Source organism: Paraburkholderia elongata (assembly GCF_013177735.1).
GTDB classification, from domain to species: Bacteria; Pseudomonadota; Gammaproteobacteria; order Burkholderiales; family Burkholderiaceae; genus Paraburkholderia; species Paraburkholderia elongata.
Genome location: NZ_WOEZ01000187.1, coordinates 35360 through 61796, shown reverse-complemented (window position 1 = coordinate 61796; position 26437 = coordinate 35360). Strand labels below are relative to the sequence as shown.

27 protein-coding genes and 1 pseudogene are annotated in these 26437 nt (G+C 61.2%); 1 reads left to right on the top strand and 27 read right to left on the bottom strand.

Features of this window, described 5'->3' with window-relative positions; genetic code table 11:
• Both GNZ13_RS33045 and GNZ13_RS33040 read right to left on the bottom strand, forming a co-directional pair.
• Positions 1 to 1207 (bottom strand): four-carbon acid sugar kinase family protein (locus GNZ13_RS33045; protein WP_328807335.1); only part of this gene is annotated, 1207 nt, incomplete at its 3' end.
• A complete protein-coding gene (locus GNZ13_RS33040) occupies positions 1204 to 2199 on the bottom strand; it encodes a 2-keto-3-deoxygluconate permease (RefSeq protein ID WP_172172364.1) in 996 nt (331 codons plus the stop codon). The genes GNZ13_RS33040 and GNZ13_RS33045, both read right to left, overlap by 4 nt.
• 338 nt (positions 2200 to 2537) lie before the next feature.
• Here GNZ13_RS33040 and GNZ13_RS33035 point away from each other — a divergent pair, with 338 nt between their 5' ends.
• Entirely contained in the window at positions 2538 to 3338 is an 801-nt protein-coding gene (locus GNZ13_RS33035) for a DeoR/GlpR family DNA-binding transcription regulator (RefSeq protein ID WP_172172362.1), read from the top strand.
• A gap of 67 nt (positions 3339 to 3405) precedes the next feature.
• Here the strand turns inward: GNZ13_RS33035 and GNZ13_RS33030 are convergent, their stop codons facing one another.
• The 25 genes and pseudogenes from GNZ13_RS33030 to GNZ13_RS32915 form a co-directional block, all read right to left on the bottom strand.
• Positions 3406 to 4563 (bottom strand): M20 aminoacylase family protein, encoded by a 1158-nt coding sequence (locus tag GNZ13_RS33030; protein WP_172172360.1) that lies wholly within the window; start codon positions 4561 to 4563, stop codon positions 3406 to 3408.
• An 81-nt stretch (positions 4564 to 4644) separates the two neighbouring features.
• Positions 4645 to 4956 carry an NIPSNAP family protein gene (locus GNZ13_RS33025; RefSeq protein ID WP_172172358.1) on the bottom strand — a complete coding sequence of 104 codons (312 nt, stop codon included), beginning with the start codon at positions 4954 to 4956 and terminating at the stop codon, positions 4645 to 4647.
• Positions 4957 to 5046: 90 nt separating this feature from the next.
• Complete coding sequence (locus GNZ13_RS33020) at positions 5047 to 6186, bottom strand: porin (RefSeq protein ID WP_328807334.1); 1140 nt, start codon at positions 6184 to 6186, stop codon at positions 5047 to 5049.
• Between the two features lie 43 nt (positions 6187 to 6229).
• Positions 6230 to 6895 carry an SRPBCC family protein gene (locus tag GNZ13_RS33015; protein WP_172172356.1) on the bottom strand — a complete coding sequence of 222 codons (666 nt, stop codon included), beginning with the start codon at positions 6893 to 6895 and terminating at the stop codon, positions 6230 to 6232.
• 9 nt (positions 6896 to 6904) lie between these two features.
• Positions 6905 to 7786 (bottom strand): NAD(P)-dependent oxidoreductase, encoded by an 882-nt coding sequence (locus GNZ13_RS33010; protein ID WP_172172354.1) that lies wholly within the window; start codon positions 7784 to 7786, stop codon positions 6905 to 6907.
• Positions 7787 to 7801: 15 nt separating this feature from the next.
• Positions 7802 to 10156, bottom strand: a complete 2355-nt coding sequence (locus GNZ13_RS33005) for a xanthine dehydrogenase family protein molybdopterin-binding subunit (protein WP_172172352.1) — start codon at positions 10154 to 10156, stop codon at positions 7802 to 7804.
• Entirely contained in the window at positions 10149 to 10637 is a 489-nt protein-coding gene (locus tag GNZ13_RS33000) for a (2Fe-2S)-binding protein (protein WP_172172350.1), read from the bottom strand. Before GNZ13_RS33000 ends, GNZ13_RS33005 begins: the two co-directional genes overlap by 8 nt.
• Before the next feature lie 3 nt (positions 10638 to 10640).
• Positions 10641 to 11516, bottom strand: coding sequence for an FAD binding domain-containing protein (locus GNZ13_RS32995; RefSeq protein ID WP_172172348.1), 876 nt, complete (start codon positions 11514 to 11516; stop codon positions 10641 to 10643).
• Positions 11513 to 12172, bottom strand: coding sequence for an ABC transporter ATP-binding protein (locus GNZ13_RS54430; RefSeq protein WP_407945679.1), 660 nt, complete (start codon positions 12170 to 12172; stop codon positions 11513 to 11515). The genes GNZ13_RS32995 and GNZ13_RS54430 overlap by 4 nt, the downstream gene beginning before the upstream one ends.
• 18 nt (positions 12173 to 12190) lie before the next feature.
• A pseudogene (locus tag GNZ13_RS54425) lies at positions 12191 to 12687 on the bottom strand (ATP-binding cassette domain-containing protein); the annotation flags it as partial.
• 81 nt (positions 12688 to 12768) lie between these two features.
• The gene (locus GNZ13_RS32985; protein WP_172165605.1) at positions 12769 to 13680 is read right to left on the bottom strand and encodes a carbohydrate ABC transporter permease; all 912 of its coding nucleotides are present in this window, start codon (positions 13678 to 13680) and stop codon (positions 12769 to 12771) included.
• The gene (locus GNZ13_RS32980) at positions 13680 to 14621 is read right to left on the bottom strand and encodes a carbohydrate ABC transporter permease (protein ID WP_172165608.1); all 942 of its coding nucleotides are present in this window, start codon (positions 14619 to 14621) and stop codon (positions 13680 to 13682) included. The genes GNZ13_RS32985 and GNZ13_RS32980 overlap by 1 nt, the downstream gene beginning before the upstream one ends.
• Positions 14622 to 14630: 9 nt before the next feature.
• Positions 14631 to 15869, bottom strand: a complete 1239-nt coding sequence (locus GNZ13_RS32975) for an ABC transporter substrate-binding protein (protein ID WP_172165611.1) — start codon at positions 15867 to 15869, stop codon at positions 14631 to 14633.
• Between the two features lie 131 nt (positions 15870 to 16000).
• Positions 16001 to 17416, bottom strand: a complete 1416-nt coding sequence (locus GNZ13_RS32970) for a GH1 family beta-glucosidase (RefSeq protein WP_172165614.1) — start codon at positions 17414 to 17416, stop codon at positions 16001 to 16003.
• 241 nt (positions 17417 to 17657) lie between these two features.
• Positions 17658 to 17933 (bottom strand): hypothetical protein, encoded by a 276-nt coding sequence (locus GNZ13_RS32965; RefSeq protein WP_172165617.1) that lies wholly within the window; start codon positions 17931 to 17933, stop codon positions 17658 to 17660.
• Positions 17923 to 18216, bottom strand: coding sequence for a hypothetical protein (locus tag GNZ13_RS32960; protein WP_172165620.1), 294 nt, complete (start codon positions 18214 to 18216; stop codon positions 17923 to 17925). The genes GNZ13_RS32965 and GNZ13_RS32960 overlap by 11 nt, the downstream gene beginning before the upstream one ends.
• A gap of 288 nt (positions 18217 to 18504) precedes the next feature.
• The gene (locus GNZ13_RS32955) at positions 18505 to 18780 is read right to left on the bottom strand and encodes a hypothetical protein (protein ID WP_172165623.1); all 276 of its coding nucleotides are present in this window, start codon (positions 18778 to 18780) and stop codon (positions 18505 to 18507) included.
• Positions 18781 to 18796: 16 nt separating this feature from the next.
• Positions 18797 to 19072 carry a hypothetical protein gene (locus tag GNZ13_RS32950; RefSeq protein WP_172165626.1) on the bottom strand — a complete coding sequence of 92 codons (276 nt, stop codon included), beginning with the start codon at positions 19070 to 19072 and terminating at the stop codon, positions 18797 to 18799.
• Between the two features lie 109 nt (positions 19073 to 19181).
• Entirely contained in the window at positions 19182 to 19544 is a 363-nt protein-coding gene (locus GNZ13_RS32945; RefSeq protein ID WP_407945635.1) for a hypothetical protein, read from the bottom strand.
• Positions 19545 to 19732: 188 nt separating this feature from the next.
• Positions 19733 to 20008, bottom strand: coding sequence for a hypothetical protein (locus tag GNZ13_RS32940; protein WP_172165629.1), 276 nt, complete (start codon positions 20006 to 20008; stop codon positions 19733 to 19735).
• 9 nt (positions 20009 to 20017) lie between these two features.
• Complete coding sequence (locus GNZ13_RS32935; protein ID WP_172165632.1) at positions 20018 to 20284, bottom strand: hypothetical protein; 267 nt, start codon at positions 20282 to 20284, stop codon at positions 20018 to 20020.
• Complete coding sequence (locus GNZ13_RS32930; protein WP_172165635.1) at positions 20284 to 22698, bottom strand: DUF6531 domain-containing protein; 2415 nt, start codon at positions 22696 to 22698, stop codon at positions 20284 to 20286. The genes GNZ13_RS32935 and GNZ13_RS32930 overlap by 1 nt, the downstream gene beginning before the upstream one ends.
• Before the next feature lie 380 nt (positions 22699 to 23078).
• Positions 23079 to 24296, bottom strand: a complete 1218-nt coding sequence (locus GNZ13_RS32925; RefSeq protein ID WP_172165638.1) for a DUF2252 domain-containing protein — start codon at positions 24294 to 24296, stop codon at positions 23079 to 23081.
• Positions 24297 to 24349: 53 nt separating this feature from the next.
• Positions 24350 to 25117: a bestrophin-like domain gene (locus tag GNZ13_RS32920; protein ID WP_172165641.1), complete on the bottom strand. Its 768-nt coding sequence runs from the start codon at positions 25115 to 25117 to the stop codon at positions 24350 to 24352.
• A 152-nt stretch (positions 25118 to 25269) separates the two neighbouring features.
• The gene (locus GNZ13_RS32915) at positions 25270 to 26394 is read right to left on the bottom strand and encodes a tetratricopeptide repeat protein (protein WP_216674850.1); all 1125 of its coding nucleotides are present in this window, start codon (positions 26392 to 26394) and stop codon (positions 25270 to 25272) included.
• Positions 26395 to 26437 lie beyond the last annotated feature (43 nt).

The window sequence follows — 26437 nt, the reverse complement described above, 5'->3', positions numbered from 1 at the left end:
GCGCGTGCTCGCTGCCAAAGGCGCCGGCTTTGGTGACGACGGTGAGGCGCGGGTTGCCGTGCGGGCGGCCCACCGCCACGCCCGGCTCGATTTCCGAAAGCAATTGCAGGCTGTCGATACCGCCTGTACCGAGCATCGCGCGCGCGGTTTCGCCGCCAGTCGCGATCAAGCCGCTCAGATGCGTGAAAAACGGTGCGACGAGCGAAGCGAGCGCTGCCGACAATTGGGCGCCCTCGGCGGGATCGAACAGATCGTCGCGACCAATTCTCACCAGCAAATCGGTGTACTCGCTCAGATGTCCTCCGACGCGCGCTTGCCAGGCCGCCCACTCCGGATGAGGCTCGCCCGCGCGCAGCACGACCGGCGGCACGATCAGCTCGCCAACGGCCGCACGCTCGCGCAGCATCGCGCATTGCTGTTCCGAGACGGCCGACAGACTGCCCACCAGAATCAGGATCGCGCTTCTCTGCTGCACCGACTTTGGCGACGCGTCTTGTGCTGCTTCCGTGGCAACCTCGAACAGGTTGCTCAACGACGCCAGTTCGCGAGCCAGACCGCCTGAGCCGACCCAGAACAGAGCTTCGTCCATGAACGCCGTCGCCTGCGCGAGAGCCCTCAAATCCGCATCCGTTTCAGCGTCGACGATGAGCGCCTGTGCGCCGCTGCTCGCCACCGCGGTAATGGCATCGCGCAACGCTGCGGGATCGCCACGCAGCGCGCCGACACCCAGCGGTGCGGTGCGCAAACCGACCGCCTCGACCATGGCGTTGAGGTCTGCGGAACGCGCGGCATGTTCGAGCTTCCACGTTTCCGTGTTTTCGAGCGGCACGCCGCGCACGAATACGCGGCCCTCACGCACGGTGCGCCCGGTTGCAGGAAAGGCCGTGGCGACGATGGCTAGGCCCGCGAGCGGCTGCAACGCGGCCACTTCCGCGGCCCAGTTGCCGCGCAAGGTCGAATCGATTTTCTTGTACAGACGTCGCCCCGGCGCGCGCTGCGCCAGCCACGCGGCGCGGGTGCAGCGGGCTGCTTCGGCCGGGGACATGCGGCGCGTGTCGGTGTCCACCGCGATCACCTCCGCCGCGCCCATCGCGCGCGACGCATTCAGCGTGACCGCCGTACTGCGCCCCGCGCCCGCAAACGCAATCGCGCAATCGGCCGCGCCGGACAGGTCGTCGGCGATGATCAGAATGCTCGTGTTGCTCACCGGGTCGCCCCCAATGCAGCAGCGCGGCTGGCGTCGGCACGCTTGCCGGCCCGCTTTGCGACGGCCGCAGTGAGGATCGGCGACACGATCGCAGTCACGACGACGCATGAGGCGACCAGCAAGGTCGCGCTTTTCGCGGCCTCTGCATAGACCGGGTTGGCCGCCGCAATCAGCGCCGGCACAGCCGCTCCGTTGCCTGCCGTGTTGGCTGCCGCCACGCCTGCGACACCCGTGCCGCCGGTCAGGCGATCGGTCAGATAGAGGGGGATGCCCGTCACGATCACCACCGCGACGCCGAGGCCCATGCCGAGCAAGCCGGCCTGCCATACTTTGTGCAGGTCGAGGCTCGCGCCCAGCGCCAAGGCGAAAAACGGAATCATCACAGGCACAGCGCGGCCAAGAAAGCTGCGCATCTCACGGTCCAGATTGCCGAGCAGCATGCCGGCCGCGAGCGGCAGGATGCTGCCGACCAGCGTCTGCCACGGAAACGCCGACAGCCCGGCCACGCCGAGCGTGACCATTGTAAGGAACGGGCCGGATTCGAGCGACATGATCGTGTAAGCACCGACGTCTTCAGACTTGCCATATTGACCCATCAACGCCATGTACAGGCCGCCGTTCGTGTCGTTCATCGCGGCGACCACCGCCAGCGTCGACATTCCCGCGAACAGCCCGGACGAAACCGGCTGCTCGCCCAAAAAGTGGCCCAACACGACACCCACCAGAATCGCCGACCCAACCTTCGCCGCGAACAGCGCCCCGCCCTTCTTGAGCAGATAGGGCGTCGCCTTTACATCGATCGACGAGCCCATGCACACATAGAACACGGCGAGAATCGGCAACGCGCCGGTAAACAGCGCATTCGTGAACGAGCCGAAGAACTTTGGCATGTCCGGCAAGAAGGTGGCGATCAATGCGCCGAACAGCAGCGGGACGATCATCATCCCGCCCGGAACGCGTTCGATCGCGCGCTTGATAGGAAGTTGGGTCATCATTGTCTCCTGTTTGAAAATGATCGATACAATCATATGAATTGATTGATTCGATCATTCAGAGTGTACGTGACGAACCGACTATGCGCAATCCGATCACTTGCAGGTCGTAGGGTTAATAAATTTGCCGCAATAAGCCGTTCCAGGCGGAACGCGCGCCGAAATTGATCGAATCGATCAAAATAGGCTAAAACACTTGCATACCGTGACGACGCCGCGGGTGCGGCGCGCCCCGCCCGCGGCGTTGCCCCGGCAACTGGTTTGATTACACTTACGCCCGTTGACGCCTTTCCTTTCTATTGCGCGCACCATTCGGACGACCCCTTACCCTCTACACCATGAAAGTTACGAACCGCCGCGAGGCGATGCTGAAGGCTGTCCTGTCCGGCATGAACGACGTAGGCGCCCTGTGCGAGCATTTCGGCATGTCCGAAGCAACCGTGCGTCGCGACCTGCGCGCGCTCGCCGACGAACGGCTCATCGTGCGCACGTACGGGGGCGCGGCCGCCTCGGTCGGGATTCACGAACCCGAGGAGTCGCTCGATCTGCGGCGCGAAAGCTTCCGCGAGCAAAAGGATGCGATCGCGCAGGCGGCGGTGAGCCACGTTCAGGACGGCGACACCATTTTTCTCGACGGCGGCACCACCACCGCCGCACTGGCCCGGCTGCTGGCCGGCCGCCGCGACATTCGCGTGGTCACTAACAACCTGCTGGCAATCGGCCTGCTTGCATCGAGTGACGTGCCGGTCACACTGATCGGCGGCGACCTACGGCCTTCGAGCATGAGCACACTCGGGCCGCTCGCGCAGATCGCGTTGAACCGCCTATCCGTCGACAAAGCCTTTCTGGGCGCGGACGGCGTAGTCGCCGGCCGTGGGCTCTGTGAGGCGACCGCCGAGCAGGCCTATCTGAAGGAATGCATCATCAGGCAGTCGGCCAACATCTTCGTGCTGGTGACGTCGCACAAACTGGATCGCGCGAGCCAGCAGCACTGGACACCACTCGAGCGAGACTGGACCCTGGTGACCGATGCTCAACCGGGCGCGCCGGAATTGGCAACGTTCCTGCTGCACGGCGAAGTGACGATCGAAACCGCGTCGCAGCAGGCGCGCCAGCCTCTGCCTCACGGGAAGTCATAGTGTCTTAAGGGGTCGGCGCCGCGAGGCCCTTACAGACCACGCAGTCGCACAGGACAGCCACGAGGCTTCATACGCGCGCAGCGCCAAACGCCTTCACGACGTTCACCCAATACGACGCACCCGTAGCCAATGCGTCGTCGTTGAAGTCGTAGTGCGGGTTGTGAAGCGGAGCGCCAGGCTCGGGTCCGTCGACGCCCATCCAGACATAGGCACCCGGCTTGGCCTGCGCCATGAACGCGAAGTCTTCCGAGGCCATCGACGGCTTACAGCCCAACGTCACCTTCGCCGCGCCGACGGTCGCGCGCGCAGCATCGAGCGCGACGTCGGCTTCGGCCGGCGCATTGATCGTTGCCGGATAGCCGTAGCGGTAAGACAGCGTCGCTTTCGCGCCATGCGCCTGCGCGGTCAGCGTGCCGATTTCATCCAGCAAGCTCCGTACACGCTCCTGCACATTGGCATCGAAGCAGCGTACGGTGCCGCGAATCACGGCGCGATCGGGCAACACATTCCATGCCTCGCCGCCATGAATCTGCGTGACGCTCACCACGCACGCTTCCTTCGGCGAGATGCGCCGACTCACGATAGTCTGCAGCGCGATCACGACATGGCTCGCGCAGACCAGCGCATCGATCCCCTCTTCCGGCATCGCGGCATGCGAGCCTTTGCCGTCCACCAGAATCTCGAAAGTATCGAACGAGGCCATCATCGGGCCACGGTTGATCGCGAAATGGCCGAGCGGCAAGCCGGGCCAGTTGTGCAGACCGAATACCGCGTCACAAGGGAAGCGCTCGAACAGTCGGTCTTCGACCATTACGCGCCCGCCGCCCGCCACCTCTTCGGCGGGCTGGAAGATCACGTGCACCGTACCGTGCCAACCGGTATCGCGGCTTAACGAAGCAGCGGCGCCCAGCAGCATCGCGGTGTGACCGTCGTGACCGCACGCGTGCATTTTTCCGCGGTGTTGCGAACGGTGCTCGAATTCGTTGTACTCGACCATCGGCAGCGCATCCATATCCGCACGCAATCCGAGTGCAGGACCGCTCCCCCTTCGCAGCGTGCCGACCACACCGGTTTTGCCGACGCCCTCGGTCACTTCAAAACCGTAGTCGCGCAGCGCCGATGCCACCAGCCGTGCCGTCGAGACTTCTTCGAATGCGGTCTCGGGGTGCGCATGCAGTGCACGACGCCACGTCACCATCTTGTCGACCAAATCAGCTTCAATCATTGATTACCTCAAAAGCAGACCGCGGCGCGGCAAGCACCGTTGCACGTCCTGCGGTCAGAGAACTTCACCACTTCTGCTGCTTCAATCAGCCGGGCAAAACGGCGCGGGCGCGAGGAACACCGATTCCTGATGCACCAGGTACGGCAGGATGCGAGGCGTGAAGGCTTGCCAATGCGGATCGGCGGCGAGCTTCGCGCGCTGCGCCGCGCGATGCGCGTAGTCGTCATAGCCCCAGCAGAACACGACCGAATTCAACGTGCCCGAGTCTTTAGTCCAGCAGCCCTTGAGCCGTGCGTACTGACTGATGATCGCGAGCCCCTCGCGCTCGTAGATTTGCAGAAACTCACCCACCTTTCCTGCCGTAATCTGGTACGTACGCATTTCCACCAACATGATTGCCTCCTGTTGCAATTCAAACGCTCACAAACGATGGCCACCGAGCACGCTGTCACGCCGCACGGCAAACCTGTACTCCACTGCAAGTTAGAAGCTGTGTCGGATGCCCAAACGCACGGCGACCTGATTTGGCGTCGACGAGGGCGACAGGTACGTCAGATCCGCCACCGCCGTATGTCCCGTCGAATCGATCCCGCTCGCGCGTTGCCAGGCGACGATCAGATAGGTGAAAGTGCGTTTGGAAAATGAGTACTCGGAACCCGCTGCCACCTGGTTGTAATGCGCGCGCGGCGAGGACGTGTAGTCGTACGTGAGACCGACCATGACTGCCGGCGTAAAGCGATGGCTGATGAATGCTTCGTACGAATCGAGCGTTGCCGAACCCTGGAACGTGGTGCTGTTTGTCGCGACTGCGTTGTTAAAGCGCGTGTCGGTGTAAAGCGCGCCTAGCGTCGTCGCACCGAACTGATAGTTGCCGCCCACGCCGAGGGTCTGCATGCTGTGCGCGGTGGCGTAGCCACTGTAGATCGGGTTCGTCACCGGGTTCGTAAACGCCCCACCGGCTGTCGCCCCCGTGGTGCCGTCAAAACGCGTCACCGCCGGATTGTTCACGTAGAGATAGGCGGCCGCCAGCTTCAGCGGACCGTTCGCATAGCTCAGGCCGAAGCCGTACTGCCGCGACGCGCCGACCGAACCCGCCACGCCGCCAAAGCTATAGAGCGCGCCCGCCGTGATGCCGTGATACGTCGGGCTCACATACTTGACCGAGTTGCTGACGGGATACGTGCCCCAGATTCCGTCGACGTCACCCGCATGCGACGACAGCGACCCGCCGAACAGTTGCGCAGACGTCAGCGACTGCAGATTGGTCACCATGAAGTCATACTGCCGCCCGAGGCGCACGCTGCCGTAGTCGCCGGACAAGCCCACAAATGACTGACGGCCGAACAACCGGCCGTTATAGCCGAGCTTGCCGCTGTTCAGGTCATAGCCGCTCTCGAGCTGGAAGATTGCACTCGTGCCACCGCCTAGATCCTCGCTGCCCAGCAGGCCGAACTTGCTTCCGCCCAGACCACCGCTGAAGGTCTGGTAATTGGCATGTCCGCCCTGATTGTTGGTGTAGGTAATGCCATCGTCCGCGACGCCGTACAGGGTCACGCTGCTTTGCGCCTGAGCTGCCTCTGCAAGGCAGGTCAGCGCCATTAGGACAACTATTTTTTTGCTCACGAGAATTCCTGTCGAATGAAAACCACCATCGCAACGCGGACCGTCAGGCCACGTGCCCAATCAAAAATCCCACCAGCAAACCGAGCAGACCCGAACCTGCACCGACCAGCCAGACCCGCAGACCCGGTGTCGGGCCAGGTTTGGGCGTGACGGTGGACAGCTTCGTCTCGCCGTGCGCCTGACGTTGCACGCCGCCGGTCAGTGGCGCGTCGTCGGGCTGTGTCTGCGGCGCCGGCTCGATGACTTGCATAGAGTCCACGGGCGCCGCCTCTTGTTCGATGTGCGCCTTCAGCGCGCCGAAGAAGGCGTCGAGATTCTTGCCCGCCGCGGACTGAATCAGGCGGGATCCCACGCTCATTAGCTTTCCGCCGATTTCGACATCCGCGTCGTACATGAGTACGGTGGCCTCGGCTTGCGGTTCGAGCTGCACGCGCGCCGTGACCTTGGCAAAGCCAACCGCGCCCGCGTTGCCCGTGCCGACAATCGTGTAAGCCTTGGGCGGATCGAGATCCGACAACTCCACATTGCTCTTGAAGGTCGCCGCCACCGGACCCACGCGGATCTGCACGGTTGACTCAAAATGCCGCTCGTCCAGCATCGCGAGCGATTTACACCCGGGCAGACACGCCTCGAGCACGGCAGGATCGTTCAGCGCACGCCAAACGGCCTCGGGCCGCGCGGGGAGAATGCATTGATCAGCTAGCTTCATTGCCGTTCCTCAGCACTCGTAGAGTTTGAACAGCGCCTGGGTGCCGTTGCGCGTAAAGCCTTGCTCAGCGAGCTTCTGATAAAGGCTGCGCACCAGATCCAGACCCGGCAACTCACGTCCCATGTGAGCGGCTTCCTCATGCGCAATCCGCATATCCTTGATGAAATGCTCGATAAAGAAGCCGGGTGCGAAATCGCCTTTCGCGATGCGCGGCCCCATGTTATTCAACTGAAAGCCGCCAGCCGCGCCGCCGCCGATCGCGCTCAATACGGTCTGCGCATCCAGTCCAGCGCTGTGCGCATAGGCCAGGCCTTCGCACACGCCCAGCATCGTCGATGCGATCACGATCTGATTGCACAGCTTGGTGTGCTGACCCGCGCCCGGTCCGCCTTGCAGCACGATGTTCGTGCCGAGGCAGCGCAGCATCGGCTCGACGCGTGCGAGCACATCGGCCGCGCCGCCCACCATGATGGACAGCCGCCCCTCGCGCGCGCCAACATCGCCGCCCGAAACCGGCGCGTCCAGCATGTGCACGCCGCTGGCTGCAGCGTGCGCGGCTAGCTCTTCGGCCAGTTGCGGGCTTGAGGTCGTCATGTCGATCAGCACGGCATCGCGCCGCGCGTTCATGATCAGACCGTTGTCGCCGAGGTACAGCGCGCGCACGTCGTCGGGCATGCCGACGATCGTGATGACCACGTCGGATGCTTCAGCGAGCGCCTTCGGGGTAGCGTGCCAGGATGCGCCCGCCTCGATGAGCGGCTCGGCCTTCGCACGCGTACGGTTATAGACGTGCAGCGGATAGCCGGCTGCGGCGAGTCGCGCCGCCATCGAGGCGCCCATCATGCCGAGGCCGATAAAGCCGATAGCAGGTTTGCTTGCAGATTGATTCATGATTGTCTGATCCGGTCAGAGTTTGTCGCGCAACAGGTCGCGCAACAGCATGGGAGTCAAAGGATGACGGTCGGCGACCACGCCGAATGGCGCTAGCGCGTCGTTCACGGCGTTGGTCAAAGCGCCGAGCGCGCCCATCACACCGCCTTCGGCCATCCCTTTGATGCCCGCCGCTGTCGCGCGGCTCGGCGTATGCAACGGGATGATCTCGAAATTGGGTAATTCGGTCGAAGTGGCGATCAGGTAGTCCGCAAGCGAGCCGGTCACGTTCTGTCCCGTTTCGTCGTAGCGCGTATGCTCGAACAACGCGCCGGACAATCCCATCGCCACTGCGCCATGTTGCTGCCCTGTCACCACGGTGGGATTGAGCAGCGTGCCGCAGTCTTCGGCGATCACGTAGCGCACAAAATGGATCGCACCAGTGGCCACGTCCAGCTCGATCTCGCATCCGTGCGTCGAATTCGAGTAGGTCATCGGCGGCGGATCGTAGGTCAGGTGAAACTCGAGGCCAGGCGTGAGGCCCTGCGGCAGCGAAGTAGGATCCATATAGGCACTCCGCGCCACGTCGGCGAGCGTTAGACCCGCGTCGACCCACGCGTCGCCGCTACGGCGCTCGACGCGCGCATCGACAAGGCGAAGCGAGTCGCTATCGGGCAGGTCGAGACGACCGGCGGCAATTGCGAGCACCTTGCGGCGCGCATCGAGCGCGCACAAATAAAGCGCGCCGCCGCCCGCCGTGCCGCTGCGGGCGCCGCGACTGCCCATCCCGTATGGCGCGATATCGGTGTGGCCCAGATGAATACGCACGCTCGACGGATGCACACCCAGGCCTTCGGCCACCGCATTGGCCATCGCGCTTTCATAGCCCTGTCCGCTGGGTCCGAGACCCACCGACGCGTTCACGACACCACTCGGCTCGATACGGATCCAGCTTGCCTCGTGTCCCGAACCCGGAATGCCGGCCGATTTATAAAAGCGCGAACCGTACGTCGTCGGCTCAACCACATTGCACAGGCCAAGCCCAAGATAGCGGCCGGCCGCCCGCGCCGCCTGCTGGCGTCCGCGAAAGGCGTCGTAGTCGAAGGCCGCCAGCACCGCCTCAAAGGTCTGCGACGGCGTGATGTCCGCCAGCAATTCGCCGGTGGCCGTGCGGTACGGCAGTTCTTCCGGCGTCAACAGATTGCGGCGGCGTACTTCGACCGGGTCCAGCTTCAGTTCGCGCGCAATGGCTTCCATCGTGCCTTCCATGACCCAGCTGGTGATCGACATCGGCGCGCGCATGGGTGCATTGCCGCATTTGTGACTGAGCACGACCTTCACGTCGAACGCGTAGTTCTGCAGCCGGTACGGTCCGCTCAACACCATCGCGACGACGCGTGCGAGGTAGTTCGCCGGAAAGAAGCAATACGCGCCGAAGTCTTCGCGGATCTCCAGATCGAGCGCGAGCAGCGTGCCGTGCTCATCCACTGCGGCGCGCGTGCGGCAGAAGTCTTCGCGCGAATTGGCCGCTGCGGTCAGGTTCTCGAGACGGTCTTCACGCCAGCGCACCGGCCGCTTCAGATGACGCGCGAGTGCAGCGACGGTCAGCTCTTCGCGGTACAAGGCGATTTTCTGACCGAACGCCCCGCCGACATCAGGCGAAATCACCGTCACTTGCGACTCGCTGAGCCTGAGCCGTTGCGCGAGCTGAGTGCGCAAAGGATGCGGCACCTGGGTTCCGATGTGGAACGTCAGGTGGTCGCGCCCGGCGTCCCAGACTGCTGCGCAACCGCGCGTCTCGATGGGCACATGGGTCTGCCGCTGCTGCTGGAAGGTCGCCTCGACCACGCGGTAAGCGTGCTTGCTCACGCTCTGCGGGTCGCCGTTCGAGTACGTCTGGTGCGACACCAGGTTGCCGGGCACCCCGGGGTCGACTTGCGCAGCATCGGCTTCGAGCGCCTGCCACATATCGGTCACCACTGGCAACGGCTCGAACTCGACCATTACCTGCTCCGCCGCATCTTCCGCGAGGTACCGGTCCGTGGCAACCACACACGCTACAAGATCGCCCTGAAAGCGCACGATGTCGGTCGGCATCGTCGGGAACTCGACCGGCAACAAGCCCTCGACTGGCGCGGCGACACGCATCGGCGTGGTCCACTGCGCCAGCTCCCGTCCGGTGACGACTGTCACGACACCGGGCATGCCGGCAGCCGCGGCGGTATCCACTGAAACGATCCGCGCATGTGCATGCGGCGAGCGCACGAAGCTCACGTGCAGCGCGCCCGCGATTTCGATGTCGTCGAGATAGCGGCCATAGCCCGTCAGCAGGCGATAGTCTTCGGTGCGCGGCACCGCCTTGTTGAGATAGCGAAACGCCTGCTCAGACATCGGCGCTCTCCCCACGCATCCGCGCGGCCGCGCGCAGGATCGCCCGCACGATATTCTGGTACCCGGTGCAACGGCACAGGTTGCCGGAAAGCGTCTCGCGCACCTCGGCCTCAGATGGGCTTGGGTGCTCGCGCAGATAAGCCTCGAAGGTCATCACGATGCCGGGCGTGCAAAATCCGCACTGCAGACCATGACATTCGTGCATCGCCTGCTGCAGCGGAGAGAGGCGGCCGTCCTGCGCGACAGCTTCGATCGTGGTGATCTGCACTTCGTCCATCTGAACAGCGTACGCGAGGCACGAGCGCGCCGGACGGCCGTCGATCAGCACGGTGCATGCGCCGCATACGCCGTGCTCGCAGCCGACGTGCGTGCCGGTCAGACGGCAGTCTTCACGAAGCGCATCGGAAAGGAGCTTGCGAGGCTCGCAATGCACTTCGTGACGGGTGCCGTTCACACTGAGATAAATTGCTTTCTTTTCCATGACTCACTTCGAGGTCGTGTTGGCCGACTGCGTCGCGCGTTGCAACGCGCGCGCCGTGAGCGCCTTGACGAGATCGCGCCGGTAAGCGGCGCTGATGTCCGGTTGATCGTACGGATCGATAGCGCCGGCCACCGCGTCGGCGATTGCAGCAAGCGTCGGCGCATCGACCGGAGCGCCGGTGAAGCCTGCAGCGAGTTCGTCCAGCACAAGCGGGACGTCCGCCACGCCGCCAAGGCCAATGCGCAGCCTGGAGAATCTGTTGCCGTCGAGCACGGCGGTGAGTGCGCAAGCCGCAATCGCGAAGTCGCCGTGCCGCCTGCTAAAGACTTCAAATGCGTGCCGCTCGCCCGGGCGTGCAACCGGGAAATGCACGGCTCGAATGATTTCTTCAGCGGCGAGATCGGTCGTCATCACCGCAATCAGGAACTCTGTGGCCGGCACCTCACGGCTGCCGTCCGGTCCGTCAATCTCGATGCAAGCGCCCAGCGTGCTCGCGATGAGCGGCATTTGCGCAGCAGGATCCGCATGCGCAAGGCTGCCCCCAAGCGTGCCGCGCTGGCGGATCGCGTAGTGCCCAATGGTTGCGGCCGCTTCCGCGAGCAGCGGGCAAGCGGCGCGCACCGTGCTGTTGGTGGCCACCTCGTGATGGCGCGTCATCGCGCCAATGGATAGCGACTCACCCGCAAGCGTCACGCCGCTGAGTTGCGGCAACGCGTTGAGGTCGATCAGATGCGCCGGCTGCGCAAAGCGCATGTTCATCATCGGCGCGAGGCTTTGCCCTCCCGCGATGACTTTGGCGTCGAAGCCGTGCAGCGCGAGCAGCGACAGCGCATCTTCAAGCGTGTGAGGCCGGTGATACGAAAATACCGCGGGTTTCATGCGTTCTGCGCCTTCAGGTTCACGCCGCTCGCCTGATCGAAAAGGTGCAGACGGCGGCGGTTGATCGACAGGGACACGCGTTCACCGACCTTGCAGGAACGCTCCTTGCCAACACGAAAAAACATCGACTGCCCCAAACAGTGCAGGCCGATAAACTGATCGGAGCCGACCGGCAGCAACGAGGCGATGTCGCCTGTCAGTGAACAATCGGTCGAGTCGCCATGCTCGTCGATGTCCTCGGCACGAATACCGGCCGACACTGCCCGGCCACTGCATCCTGCGAGCAGGCGCTGTGTCTCTTCATCGAGGGCGAGCGAAAGATCGCCGCTGCGAAAATGCAAACCATGGTCGCCTTGCATCAGCACGCCGTCGATAAAGTTGATCGGCGGGCTACCGAGGAAATTGGCGACGAATTTATTGGCAGGCCGCTCGTAGATGTCGTCGGGCGAGCCGATCTGCTGCACGACGCCCTGGCGCATCACGACGATGCGGTCGGCGAGCGTCAGCGCTTCGGCCTGATCGTGCGTCACGTACACGAAGGTCGTCTGCATCGACTGATGCAGTGCCTTGATGCTCGCGCGCATCGACACGCGCAGCGCCGCATCGAGGTTCGACAGCGGTTCGTCCATCAGAAAGACCGCGGGCTGGCGCACCATTGCGCGTCCGAGCGCGACGCGCTGGCGCTGCCCGCCCGACAGTTGCCCGGCTTGCGCTTGAGCAGCGGGCCGAGTTGCAGCATCTCGGACGCGCGCGCCACGCGCCGTTCGATTTCCGCCTTCGGCGTGCCGTTGATGCGCAACGCAAACGACAGATTGCGCTCGACACTCATGGTCGGATACAACGCATACGACTGAAACACCAGCGCGATACGGCGATCTTTCGGGTCGGCCCAGGTCATGTCTTCGCCGGCGATTTCGATGCTGCCGTCGGTCACGTCGATCAAGCCCGCAATGCTATGCAGCAAAGTGGATTTGCCGCAACCCGATGGCCCGAGCAACACGACGAACTCACCGGCTCGCACGTCGAGATCGAGATTCTCGATCACCGTATTCGCGCCCAGCTGGATCTTCAGATTGCGCACCGATACGTTGGCCGGATTCGACAGACCGGCCGCATCCGCCGCGTTGCCGAGGTTCGCCACGTCTGCCGCATCTGCTGCCGCGTTTGGCATCGCATTTGCCACGTCGTTTACCCCCGCATTTGTCAACGCATTTGCCCCATTCACCAGGTTTGCCATCCCTTATCCCTTGACCTACCCCTTGACGGCGCCGGACGCAATGCCGCGCACAAACCAGCGGCCCGAAATGAAGTAGACCGCAAGTGGCACCATGGAGGTGAGAATGGTCGCCGCCATATTGACGTTATAGAGCCGCTCGCCGGTCGTCGTATTGATGATGTTGTTCAATTGCACCGTCATCGGCAGGTTTTTCGTGCCGGCGAACACCAGGCCGAGAATGAAGTCGTTCCAAATGTTCGTCACCTGCATGATGACCGCGACGACGATGATCGGCGTGGACATGGGCAGCATCAGTTGCAAAAAGATACGCCAGAAACCGCCGCCGTCGATGCGCGCCGCCTTGAACAACTCCTGCGGGATCGACGCGTAATAGTTGCGAAACAGCAGCGTCATCACCGGCATGCCGAAGATGGTATGGATCACCACGATGCCCGGCAGCGAACTGAACAGATGCACGCTCGCGAGCACGCGCACGAGCGGATAGACCATCACCTGCACGGGAATAAAGGCGCCCATCAGCAGCACGCCGAACAGCAGTCCGGCCCCGCGCGGCCGCCAGAACGACAACGCGTAGCCGTTCACCGCGCCAATCACGATCGAGAAGATCGTACTGGGCACGACGATACGCACCGAATTCCAGAAGCCGACCTGAATGCCATTGCAATCGAGCCCCGTACAGGCGGATTGCCACGCGGCGCTCCATGCATCAAGTGTGAAATGCGTGGGGAAAGCGAGCAGATTGCCGAGGCGAATCTCGCTCATCGGTTTGACCGACGTGACGAGCATCACGTACAACGGCAGCAGGAAGAACAACGCGGCCGTGAGCAGAAACGCGTAGACACCGAGACGTGCGGGCGTAAAAGCCCGGCGGCGCCGGCGGCTACGGCTCGGCGTGCCGCCTTTCAGCGGAGGGCTGAGCGTGTTCATCACACCTCCTTGCGCAACGCAGCGCGGCTGCGGGCATAGAAGAACGGCGCGAGAATCGCCAGCACCGTTGCCAGCAACACGATCGACGCTGCCGACGCGAGGCCGATATTCGCGCGGCCGAACAGGTAATCCATGATGAACTTCGCCGGCACTTCGCTCGCCGTGCCTGGGCCGCCTTGCGTCATGGCGACTACGGCGTCGTAGAGTTTCACGACCATCACAAAGAGCAGCACGAAGGCGGTGGACATGGAAGGCCCGAGCATCGGCACGACGATGCTCGCATACACGCGCCAACGCGGAATCCCGTCGATACGCGCGGCTTTCCACAGTTCGTCGTCGATACCGCGCAGGCCGGCCAGCAGCAGCGCCATCACGAGGCCGGATGCCTGCCATACCGTCGCGATGACGATCGTGTAGATCACCCAGTCCTGATCGACGATCCAGTCGAAGCGTGCATGCACGAAACCAAGCTTGTGCAACACGGCCTGCGCACCCAACTCAGGATTCAGAATCCACTGCCAGACCAAACCGGTTGCGACAAACGACATTGCGTACGGATAGAGAAACACCGTGCGCAACGCGCCTTCGGCCACCACGCGCTGATCGATGAAAATCGCCAGCAACAAACCGATCACCATGCACGCAATAATGAAGCACGCGCCGTAGATCACGATGTTTTGCAGCGAGAGCAACCAGCGGTCGTTGTTAAACAGCCGCGTGTATTGCGTGAGACCCGCGAAGTCGCCGGAAGGAAACGTACGCGAGTTGCTGAGGGACACGCGCGCGGTCCAGACCATCGTGCCGAGATACGCGAACACGACGGTCAGGACCATCGGCAGCAACGCCACCCATGCCGCTATCGGCAAACGCTTTCTTAGCGGCTTTTTCAAGGGCCTTTTGCGAGGCTTGGAATCGGTGGCTTGCAACTTGAGCGCGTGCATGGTGAGCGCCTAGCTCTTCAACGCACTGGCAAACGCCTTCTGCGCGTCGTCGACCGACTGGTTCTTGTTCCAGAAGTTCGTGATGACGTCGATCAACGCGCCCTGTGTGTCAGGCGAGAGCAGCATTTCCGGATTCGGCAACTGACGCGACTTGTCCTTCATGATCGCCATGCCCTCCTTCGCGCAGATGTCGAGACTGCTGGCGTCCACATCGGGACGAATCGGAATCGAGCCTTTCTTCGCGCTGAATGCAACTTGCGCGGCCGGCGAGGTCATCACCGTGGCAAGCAGATTTTGCGCCTTGATCGCGTTGGCGTTGTCGGTTTTCGGGAACACGAACACATCACCCGCGACCAGATACGGCGAGTGCGGACCGAAACCCGGGAAGCAGCCGAAGTCCTTGCCGGCACTCTGGTTGGCCGCCGAGAATTCACCCTTGGCCCAGTCGCCCATGATCTGCACGCCCGCCTTGCCGGAAATCACCAGCGCGGTGGCATCGTTCCAGTTGCGGCCAGGCGAGCCCGGATCGACGAAATCATGCAAGCGCTTGAACGACGCGAGCACCTTCTTGAACGCATCCGACTTGACCGCGTTCATGTCGCGATCGCGGTACACCTTCAGATAAAGATCGGGACCGCCGACGTCGGCGAATACCGCGTCGAACGTGATCTTTTCCTGCCACGGCTGACCACCGAGCGCGAGCGGGATCACGCCCGCGGCCTTCAGCTTGCCGAGATCGGCGATGAATTCGTCATAGCTCTTCGGCTCGGCGGCAATGCCGGCCTTCTGGAACACCGGCTTCGAGTAGAAGAACCAGGCCGGCATGTGAATATCGACCGGCGCGGCGTAGTAATGACCCTTCACCTTGATGCTGTCGATGATCGACTGCGGGAACACGTTGTTCCAGTTCTCTTTCGCGGCAACGTCGTCGACGTTGTTCAGCAGGCCCTGGTCGATCAGGTCGTGAAATTGCCTCGACGTATTGAACTGCGCAGCGGTGGGTGGATCGCCGCCGACGATCCGGTTAATCGCGGTGGAGCGCGCCTGATCGGCGCCGGCCACTGCATTGTCGATCCAAAGGCCACCGGCCTTGTTATATGCATCGGCAAACTGGCGAATCGCGGCCGATTCGCCGCCCGAGGTCCACCAGTGAATCACGTTGGCTTTCAAGGGCTCCGCCTGCGCGACGACGCCATACAACGCCAGTGCCGCAACCACGCCTCTTAAGACCATTTTTCTGCTGTTCATTCCGTCTCCTGTCGACCAGAGTTAGCGCTTTAGCGCTTACTCTGGTCCCATGCACGATAGTTGCGCCAGGCTTTGCGCCCGTGTTTCAAGTCGACATACAAACCAGCTCCACCTGCCGTTAGACCTGTGCCTTAAACCCGTGCCTTACGCTCCTTCAAAAACTTCGCCACCCACTCCGCGCTGCGCTTGATCGTACGCTTCTGCGTACTGTAATCGACATGTACGACACCAAAGCGACGCTCATACCCAAACGCCCACTCGAAGTTATCCATCAACGACCACAGAAAATAGCCGCGAATATCCACGCCGGCCTTGATCGCCTGATCGACCGCCGCGAGATGGCGCTTGAGGAACGAGATGCGCTGCGTATCCTCCACATGACCGTCGGTCACCTGATCGTCCGAGGCCATACCGTTTTCGGTGATGTAAATCGGCGGCAGGTTGTGATACGTCCTCTTGAAACCGGTCACCAGATCGCGCAAGCCATCGGGATACACCTCCCAGCCCATCTGCGTGCGCTCGACGCCTGCGAGCGGCACGTCCCGGAATCCATGCGCGCCGTCGCTCGCAACGTTGGTGCGGAAGTAATAGTTGATGCCGAGAAAATCGAGCGGCGCGGAAATAGTCTGCATGTCGCCGTCGAGCACCAGCGGCTCGGTTCCCGGCCACAACTCGAACAGGTCCTGCGGATACGCACCCTTGAGCAGCGGATCGAGAATCCACGCATTGTGCTGGACTTCGAACAGATGCGCCGCGCGCTGATCCGCCGCGCTGCCACTATTGGCCGTGCCTCGGCCAATGTTGGCGACGATACCTTTCTGCGAAGCGGGATCGTTGGCGCGCAATACCGGCACCGCGAGACCGTGCGCGAGTAGCAGATGATGCATCGCCTGCGTCGCAAAGCGTCCGTCGGCGAGGCCCGGCGCGTGGTGGCCGTTGCCGTAGCCGAGATACGCCGAGCACCACGGTTCGTTGAGCGTCGCCCATGCGTCGACCGTGCCGGCAAGTTCGCGGCTCATCAGGTCGGCGTAGTCGGCGAAACGGTAAGCGGTGTCGCGATTGAGCCAGCCGCCGCGATCTTCCAGATGCTGCGGCAAGTCCCAGTGATAGAGCGTCACGAAGGTCGTGATGCCCTTCTCTTTCAGGCGGTTCAGGAGGCGCTTGTAGAAGTCGAGCCCTTTGCGATTAGGCACGCCTGCCGCGTCCATCACGCGCGGCCATGCAATCGAGAGCCGATAGCCTTCGAGGCCGAGCGAGGCCAGCATGTCGACGTCCGCTTCCCACCGGTGATAGTGATCGCAGGCAACGGCGCCGGTGTCGCCGGCCAGCACCTTGCCGGGCGTCGCCGAGAAGGTGTCCCAGATCGAAGGCAGGCGGCCGTCTTCATCCACCGCGCCTTCGATCTGATACGAAGCCGTGGCGGCGCCAAGCAGGAAGTTTTTGCGCCACAGCGCGGAGTCAGCGGGCGGGGTGAAGGGGTCGGCGAGCGGGTCGTTGGAAATTGCAGGGGATAGAGCGTCGGATACAGCGGATGCGTCGTTTGCCACGGATTCTCCTGCGCTGAGGTCGTTGAACCGGGTACGGCGAAACTCGATGTAGAAGTTACGCGGAACCTGCTTGACAGCAGATGTGGAAGCGCTTCCACAATGACCAGCGAACGATAGCAGTGGCGGATTCACCGCAGCAATCAGGGTTTGTCTGGAGAGGGGGCTGGGATGCGCCGCGCCTCGGGTCCGCCCTGCGCCATGACAGAGCGTCGGTCGGTTATGGCACTCAACCGTTAGCCATTTACTGTGCTGACGGCCGGTCAATTGGCTCTTGCGAGACGGTCATGTATTGCTTGATGTCAGGCTGACCCAGCGCAATCGCATTGAGCATTGCGACGCCAAGCCGACGCGCGAACTCGTCGTCAAGCCTGAAATCGAATTCGTCTAGCAGGATCGGTACTGCGAATATTCCAGTCAAGATCGGGACCAGCCTGGCTGGCTCGACCAATTGCACGTTCAACCGTTGACTGCCCTGGTCATAGTTCAGAACCACGGAACGCGGGGGATCAATCGCCATCAATACCCTCTGCACTGTTCGGCTTGTCGATTGGGTGCGGCGTGACGTTCAGGTGTTGTTTGATGTCCGGTCGGCCCAATGCAATCGTATTGAGCATTGCAACTCCAAGTTGTCGTGCTAATTCGTCGTCAAACTTGAACTCTTCATCGTCCAGAAAAAACGGCACTTCCATAATTCCGCGCACGACCGGGGCCAGCCTGGCTGAATTTACAGCTTGCATGATCAACTGCTTAGGATCTTCGGTGTAGGTCAAAACCATGGAATACGGCGGATGATTAGCCATTAATACCCTCTGCACTCTTGATAGATTTGGAATGCGCTCTGTTTACACAGTGCGACGGCCCGCGCGCCGCCCTTGCGGAAAGCAATCGCATTGCGCATTTCGATTTGAGCTTCATACTGCGCGAAGCATTCGCTCTGGAGGTCTCCGTTGGCGCGCGGCCCGCGCCGACGGACGGTGGTGATAAGAGGACAGTTCGCACTTTTCCCACAGGCCTCACCGGGCTGGTTCCTGTCCCCTCGGCGCCATGACCAAACGTCGGTCGGTCATGGCGCTCAACCCTCTGGCCAATTACTCTTCTGGCGGCCTGTCGATTGGATGCTGCGTAAAGGTCATGTATTGCTTGATCTCCGGCTGCCCCAGCGCAATCAGATTAAGCACGCCACCACCAAACCGACGAACAAATTCGTCGTCAATCCTGAAATCGAATTCGTCCAGCAGGACCGGCACTTCGAGTTCTCCAGCCAGAACTGGGGCCACCCTAGCCCGTGAAACAGATTGCACAATCAACCATTGACGATCTTCGTCGTAAGTTACTACCACAGAACATGACGGAAATTTAGTCATCGATACCCTCCGTACCCTACTGTCCTGACAGCTCGTCGATTGGCCGTTGTGTAACGCTCAAGTATTGCTTGATGTCCGGCTGACCCAGCGCAATCAGACTAAGCATCGCGGCTCCAAGCCGTCGCGCGAACGCGTCGTCAAGGCTGAAATTGTGCTCGTCCAGCAAAATCGGTGCCTTGAGCGTCCCGGCCATGACCGGTGCCAATCTGGCTCGATCAATAGCCTGCACGGCAAACTTCTGACGATCTTCGATATATGTCAGAACCACGGAATACGGCGGATGCTTAGCCATCAATACCCTCTGCACTGTTGATATACGAATAGGCAATGGGTCGTCCTCTGCCCATCCTTCGTGGTAGCTTCAAGTCACTTACCTTGAGGCTCGCTATCTCGTTGTCCTGCTAGTCCTCGATTGGCTGCTGCGTGACGTTCATGTATTTCTCGATGTTAGGCTGGCCCAGCGCAATCAAATTGAGCATTGCGACTCCAAGCCGTCGCGCGAATTCGTCGTCAAGCTTGAAATCGTACTCGTCCAACAAGATTGGCATTTCGAGTTTTCCGGCCACGAGCGTGGTCAACTTGGCTGGTTCAACAGCTTGCACAATCAACTGTTGGCAATCTTCGACATAGGTCACAATCACGGAATAAGGCGTATGCCTAACCATCAATACCGCCTGCACTCTTGATAGATTTTTGAATGCCCTCTGCTTACACAGCGGATCTGCCCGCGCGTCGCCCATGTGGAGAGCAATCGCATTGCACATTTCGATTGAGCTTCATACTGCGCAAAGCATTCGCCCTAGAGATCTCCGGCGGCGCGCAATCCGCGCCGCCGGACGGTGTTGACAAGAGAGCAGTTCGCGCTTTTCCCACGGGCCCCATCAGGCCCGTTCGCGCCCCCTCAGTGCAATGGCCAAACGTCAGTCGGTCATACCACTTAACCTCTGGCCAATTACTCTTCTGACGGTCTGTCATCCGGCCGTTGTGTCACGCTCATATATTGCTTGATGCCCGGCTGACCAAGCGCAATCAGATTCAGCATGGTCGCGCCAAGCCCTTGCGCGAATTCGTCATCAAGCCTGAAATCGAATTCGTCTAGCAGGATCGGCATTTCAACTGCTCTAGCCAAGAGTGGGGCCAGCCGGGTTGGGGCAACTGATTGCAAAATCAACTGTTGACGATCTTCGTCGTAGGTTACAACCACGGAACACGGCGAAAAACTAGTCATCGATACCCTCTACGGCTTGTCGATAGGCTCTTGCGTGACGGTCATGTATCGTTTGATGTTAGGTTGACCTGCCCCAATCAGATTGAGCATTGCGACTCCAAGCCGTCGTGCGAATTCATCGTCAAGCTTGAAATCGTATTCGTCCAGCAGGATCGGCATTTCGAGTGCTTCAGCCATGAGCAGGGCCAGCCTGTTTGGATCAATGGCGTGAACGATTAACTGTTGCAGATCTTCGTTGTAGGTCAGAACCACGGAATACGGCGAATGTTTGGCCATCAAAACCCTCTGCACTGTTGATACCTCTGGAATGCGTTCTCTTTGCACAACGCGCGGGCCCGCGGGCCACCTTTCGGGCCACCCATTGGGCCACCCATTGGGCCACCAAGCAGATCGCACAGATCCAAATCGTTTTCATACCGCGCGAAGCATTCACTCTCGCGACTTTCCCTGCCACCGCACTTTACCATTCCACCATCACCACTTCCGGTCCCAAAGAGAGCGCTATAAAGCATCGATCTCTTCGCAGAATCCGTCAGGTCCGGCACAAGAGCAGGATAAGGAACCTGCAACTGATCGCTCAGCATCAGCTCCGTTGTCTCGCCCCACTTCGGCAGCGGTTCGCTCAGTTCACTACCAAAAAGCTTCCCCGTCAACTTGGCTTTCCAGGCCATGTAACATTCAACGCAGAGGCTTGGAACGAAAGCCTTGGAGTCAGACTGAAGACCTGTGAGGTTGGCAGGTGGCGAAACAGGATCGTTACCCAACGCCCAGTTGGTGAGCCACACACCCAGTTCAGCATCGCTGATCGGCTGCTGAACGCCGCCATTCGTTGCCACCGCCGCTGTACGCGTCGACACCGTGCCGTTCGCAGCATAGCCATACCGGACCACCAGTTTGCGGGCGAGTCCGCCGTTGACCACACCTGCCTTCTCGTCGTACCGAAAAACAGATACGCGCCCGCGCTCGTCGTAACTGATGTCCGCCTGACCGCTATTGCCTGCTATAGCTGTTGCACGATTCGCGGCGTCACGGCTAAGCGTTCGCATCGACCAACCCGACACGGCATCCCGCGTCGTTGCGATGTTGCCCCTTGCGTCGTACGTGTAGGTCCAATCTTCAATCTTCGCGCCATTCTGGGATGTCGTGGCCGACAGAAGACGGCCCGCATTGTCGTAGCGTGCGCCGACCGTCAGTTGGCTCCCCGTCCCGACCGCCTGCAGCCCCTGTTCGCCTGTCAGGTCCGTCGTTTCCCGTTCTGCGTAGCCCGTGACGTTGCCGCTCGAGTCATAAATGAACGCGCGGATCTTGCCCGGTGTAGCAACCAGATTCGGACGCAGCGAGCTGGCATCGTTGTACTCAATCGTTATTACCGTCTTCTTCCCAGCGACCGTTGCAATCGCCTTCGTTGGCCGATTGGCGCTGTCCCACGTGTACTGCGTATCGCCTTCTGGAGTCGTTCTCTGCGTCAGATTCCCTGCGATATCCCACTTGCGCGATATCGTTCCGGCTGGCGTAACGATTGAACCAGGACGCCAGGCGTCCGGGAAACTGAAACTGTACGTGCTCGTGCCGTACATGTCGCTGAGTGTCGTCTTGCCGGAACCATAGTTAAGCGATGTATTACGCGTCGTGTCGGGATGGCTGACCGATATCACGCGTGCATTGGCATCGTAAGTCCACGTCGCTATCCTTGATCCGGATTCGTCCTTTACGCCCGTCAACGCCTTGGGGAAGCGTGCATCTTCGTACAAATATTGACGAATGGATCCGTCTGGATGGGTTACCGAAGCAAGATTACCTTTTACGTCGTACGCATACTGCGTGACCTTGCCCAAGGGATCTACCATGCCAACGATGCGATCGCTATCGTCATACTGAAGATTGATCTTGAATCCGTTCGGTCCTATCTGATCGACCGGCCACTGGTTGATCTGCACCATCCGCTGTCTGGAGTCAAACAGAAACTTGCGGAGCATACCCGTGCGGGTTGTCTCGGAATAGAGATTGCCGTTGCCCGAATACGCTTCCGTTGTACCGAGCAGGTCGTCTTTCAGGTAGTAGTATCCAGCGCCATCTTTCGTCAGGGAGAGCCCGCGATTTCCCAGCATGGCCCACGCCTTACCGTTCCACTTGAATGTCAGCGGTTGCTGGTTACCCCGATAAACAACGATTTGCGGCGTGCTCGCATTAACCGCCGTCAGATCAATCCTGCGCTGCCAGTTGTTGACCCAGTTGCGGCCCATCGCTATCTGCGAGGTGTCATAAAGCCTCGAAAGATACGTGCGCCCAAAGACGAGTGGGAGCGCATCGCCGCTCGCAAAATCAGTCTCGGAAAGTGTGACGATGCCCTCCGCCGGCAATACCGGGTCCGCCACCGGGCACGAACCTTCTGGAGAAGGGGGAACCGGTGCGCCACCGCAATAGTCCTTTATCCAGTCCGAAGCATTGGGACAGTTATAGTAATTCATGCTGCTGTACGGATCGTCTGCGCCCCTCGACATAGGTGTCGTGCCGGCCACCTGGATAGCGCAGGTCGGGGTCCCGGGCGTCCCGAGAGACTTCTGATATGCCTGCATACATTGCATGTAATCTGCCGCGTTGGCGCCAAACGCGACTATAAGCAGCATGAATGCGGCCAGCAGGCGAGCCGCCATGCCCGTTTGACTCTCAGTAATTTTCCTGTTTTTCATAGTCATCCTTATTGGTTTTACTTGGTTTAATCACAAGCGCCCTATAAGGAGCATTCCATCCCCACTATCCAATAATTCCTAAAATTACAATTTCCAGAATTCCCGTACACGCTTCTTTCAGACTTCCTACGTAATCCGTATGGAGTTACGCAAGAGCCCGTCAGCCATCAACGCATCGCAGTAAGAAAACCCGAACGTCAGACGTGAACCGGCTGCACGCGGTCCCGTTTGACGCGAGATATACCTGCATGAAGATTGATGGGGACCGAGGGTCCGATCTGAGACAGCTAGAAGGAAAATGACGGGGTGCGGCGGCAGCCGCCCCAAAAGAGCGATACAAAACGCTGAGCGCCGCGTTAAGCGCCCAGCGTGACCCGCCGTTAAGACTTCTGCGCCGGCAGATTAAACGCACCCCGGTCATAAGCCTCGCAATACGCCTTCCAATCAACCCCCACCTGCGCTTCGCATTGCGCCGCGAGTTCGATCAACGGCAATTGCCAATCCTTGCGATTGCCGAACGCGATCAGCTCGTCCGCAATCGACGACTTCTGCCGGCCACCGCTGCGCAGTTGCGCCCACGCGCTCAACTGGGCCATGCTGTTGATCACTTCTTCGAGCCGCGGCAGCTTGCCGTCCCAGTCGCTCAACGCGACGCGGTCTTCAGAAGGCTGCAAGCTGCGCAGCACATACGAGCGCTGATTGAATTCGACCGCATGCAGGAACGCCTGCGAGACCGCCTGATTGCGCCGTTGAACTTCAACCACTCGCTGTGCCTCGCTCTGCCACTTCGGCTGCGGTGTGCGCACATGCGGCGTCACCGAAGAAGGCAGCGCCTCTTTCAGGTCAAGCAGATAGTTGCCGTCCGGCGAGCCTTTGCCTTCGACGAGAATCGCGTAGCGATCCACGCCCAGGCTGCCGGTGCCGGCAATCCGCCGCGTCACGTCGATGACGCGATAGAAGTCCGGATTGGGTTGACCGGCGGCAAACTGATGCATGAACGCAGTGACGGCGGCGCGCGCCTCGTCACTGATCGCCAGCGCTTTTTTGCCGTCCACTTTGAGCACGCGGGTCTTGCCCTTGAGCGTGGTGCGCCGGTCGAGATACGCGGCGCGCGTGCGGCTTGCCAGTGCGTCGAACAGATCGCGCACCATGCCGACCGAGGTCTCCGCTTCGATCCAGCGCGCTTTGCCGAAGGCGAGCGCCGCGCTATAAGCGTCGACCGCGGTGTGGCAGAGCGCGAGTGCCTCCGCGCGGCTCAGTTTGAGGTCGCTCGCGCCGACCAGCACGCTCGTGAGCAGCCGCACCAGTTCGTAAAGACTTGGCGCGAGGCAGGCTTCATCGAAATCGTTATTGTCGAAATAGATGAGGTGGTTGTCGCCCCTGTAGCTGCCGAAATTCTCCAGATGCATATCGCCGCAAATCCACACCGGCGGTGCATCGTCGAGCACCTTGTCGCGCGGCAGACGCGCGTAAAACAGATGACAGGCGCCGCGCAGAAACACGAACGGCGAGCTGCGCATAAGCTTGTATTTCATCGCGAGCCGTTCAGGATCGCGGCCGGTATTGAAGCTGGCGATGGTCTGTGCGATATCGGACATGTGTTTCTCCTTCATGCGGCTCAATGTGGTTTCAGTATGGGTTCGGTACAGGTTCAATGCGAGCGGATCGAATCCGCGAGCGCATGGAGATTGAGTGGCTTCACACGAATCACACCGCCGCGCGGACTGTCGATATCGGCGACCAGCATGAACGACAGCGACACGATCAGCGGAACGATCAGCAACAATCCGGCTCCCGCTTTCAAACCGCGCGCGCCGTAGCCGACCAGCACGTTGGCGCACACCGCTATCAGCACCATCAGCGCCCACGCCGCGAAAGGAATGCGATTCCACCACGCGGCCTGCGTGTAACCCTGCGTATTGAGCACGTCGTTCATTCCGGCGACAGCGAGCGCGGCCACGGGCGTGGGCTGCGCGGCAGCGGCATTCCTCACTGTAGACCACATTGCGTCCTGCAGGCGCGATGTCTCGGCATTGACCCGGGCGAGTTCGCCGGTGTCGCGCGTCGTGTAGAACAGCACGCGCTCGTCGAGATAGGTCTTCAGCAAGCCGCGCACGGTCGCCGCATCGGCGGCGGGCAACAGATCGGCGCGGACGTATTCGGTGCCGATCGCGTTCGCCTCTTCTTCCTCATAGTTCTTGCGTTGATCGTAGCGGCCTACCGCCATCGAAAAAGTGAAACCGATGATCAGCGCGAGCAGCGTTAGCGTGGCGGCCTGAATCACGCTGAAGTCGTCGCGTGCGGCCTCGTCGATTTTTCTGAATCTCCGCAACACCGACGCGCCGATGCGCGCCGACAACCACATCGCAACAAAGCAAATAATGAAGACGAGTGGCGGATGGTCGAATAGGGTTTGCATGGGCGAGCGTTTTTCTTATCGGAGATTTGTTAACGGGAACGCTTTGGATGGCGATTAAACGTGCACAGCCACTGCATCATAAGAGACGCCACGCGGATGGGGAAGCATGCGGGCGAAGCTGAATTGGCACGTGGCCGGTAGCATGCCGGGCGTCAGGAGCCTGTCATCAGATAGTAACGTCCGTCCGCACTGACATTGAAGCCGAAACCGCATTCCGTCGGCGAGCCATGCGTCCGTATGTCGAGCGTCTCCGGTGCGGAGAGCTTGAATTCGATCAGGCATTTATCCGCTGGTTTGTCCGTGTGTTTGTCCGATGGCTTGTCCGCTGGTTTGTCATAAGGCGCGAGGTTGGTGATCCTCGCGGTGGCGTCGAGCGGCGCATCGCCGACGCCATCGGTCATCGGCACGCGCGCCACACCGTCGTAAAAACGCACGTAGGCCGACAGGCTGCCCATGTTCGCGCTCGGTTGACCGTCGGCACTAACGGTGGGATACACGAAGTCGCCGTCGATCCGATAGACGCCGCGCCGCCCTTTCACTGGCTTCACCTCGACACTGTTCCACGCGCCGAAAAACATATAACTGGAGAAGCGCGCGCCGTTCGGCGGCACGCCGTTCACCACTGCTTTGCCGGCGATCGATTCGAGGCGTTGGCGCGCAGCCGCTACGGCACGGCCGAGCAGCGCGTCGTTCGGATAATCGTTGCCACGGCTCACCGCCGTCCGGTAGTACGCGCGCGCATTCGGCAACGCGCCCAGCTTCAGTTGCACATCGCCCTGATGGACCAACGCCATCGCCACGCGAGCCCGCGCCGAACTGGTCGCTTTCGGCGAGTTCTCCTCGCCCGCCTGCATGGCGGTGGCCTCGGCGAGCGCGGCTTCCATCTCGACCAGCGTTTGCGCTTCCTTGATGCGCCCGGCTTCAAGCGCGGCCACGCCCAACGCCGCGCATGACGCGTTCGTGCGGCACGGCACGTCCTTGCCCGCCAGCAGGTTGCGGCGATAGAGTTCGGCGCGCGAATCGGCGGCTTCCGTTTGCGCCGCGACGAGCGCGGGCGTAAGCGCTGCAATAGCAGTGACGGCAACGGCAGCAGCGACGACGGCGGTTTTGGCGTTCATGAGTAAGAGAGGACGATGGCGATGATGCGTTTCGGTGACGCCTTCAAGCAGCCGTATGCGTGGCACATTTGACGTGGATTGCCACGGACGCTGGCCGTGATGCTGACAGAAAACCGGCGATTGCGCGAACCCTTGCATGCCGCCGAAGCGAGCAGTCAATCGTGCGATTCAATCGCAACGCCCGGCACGCGGCGCTCCGTGA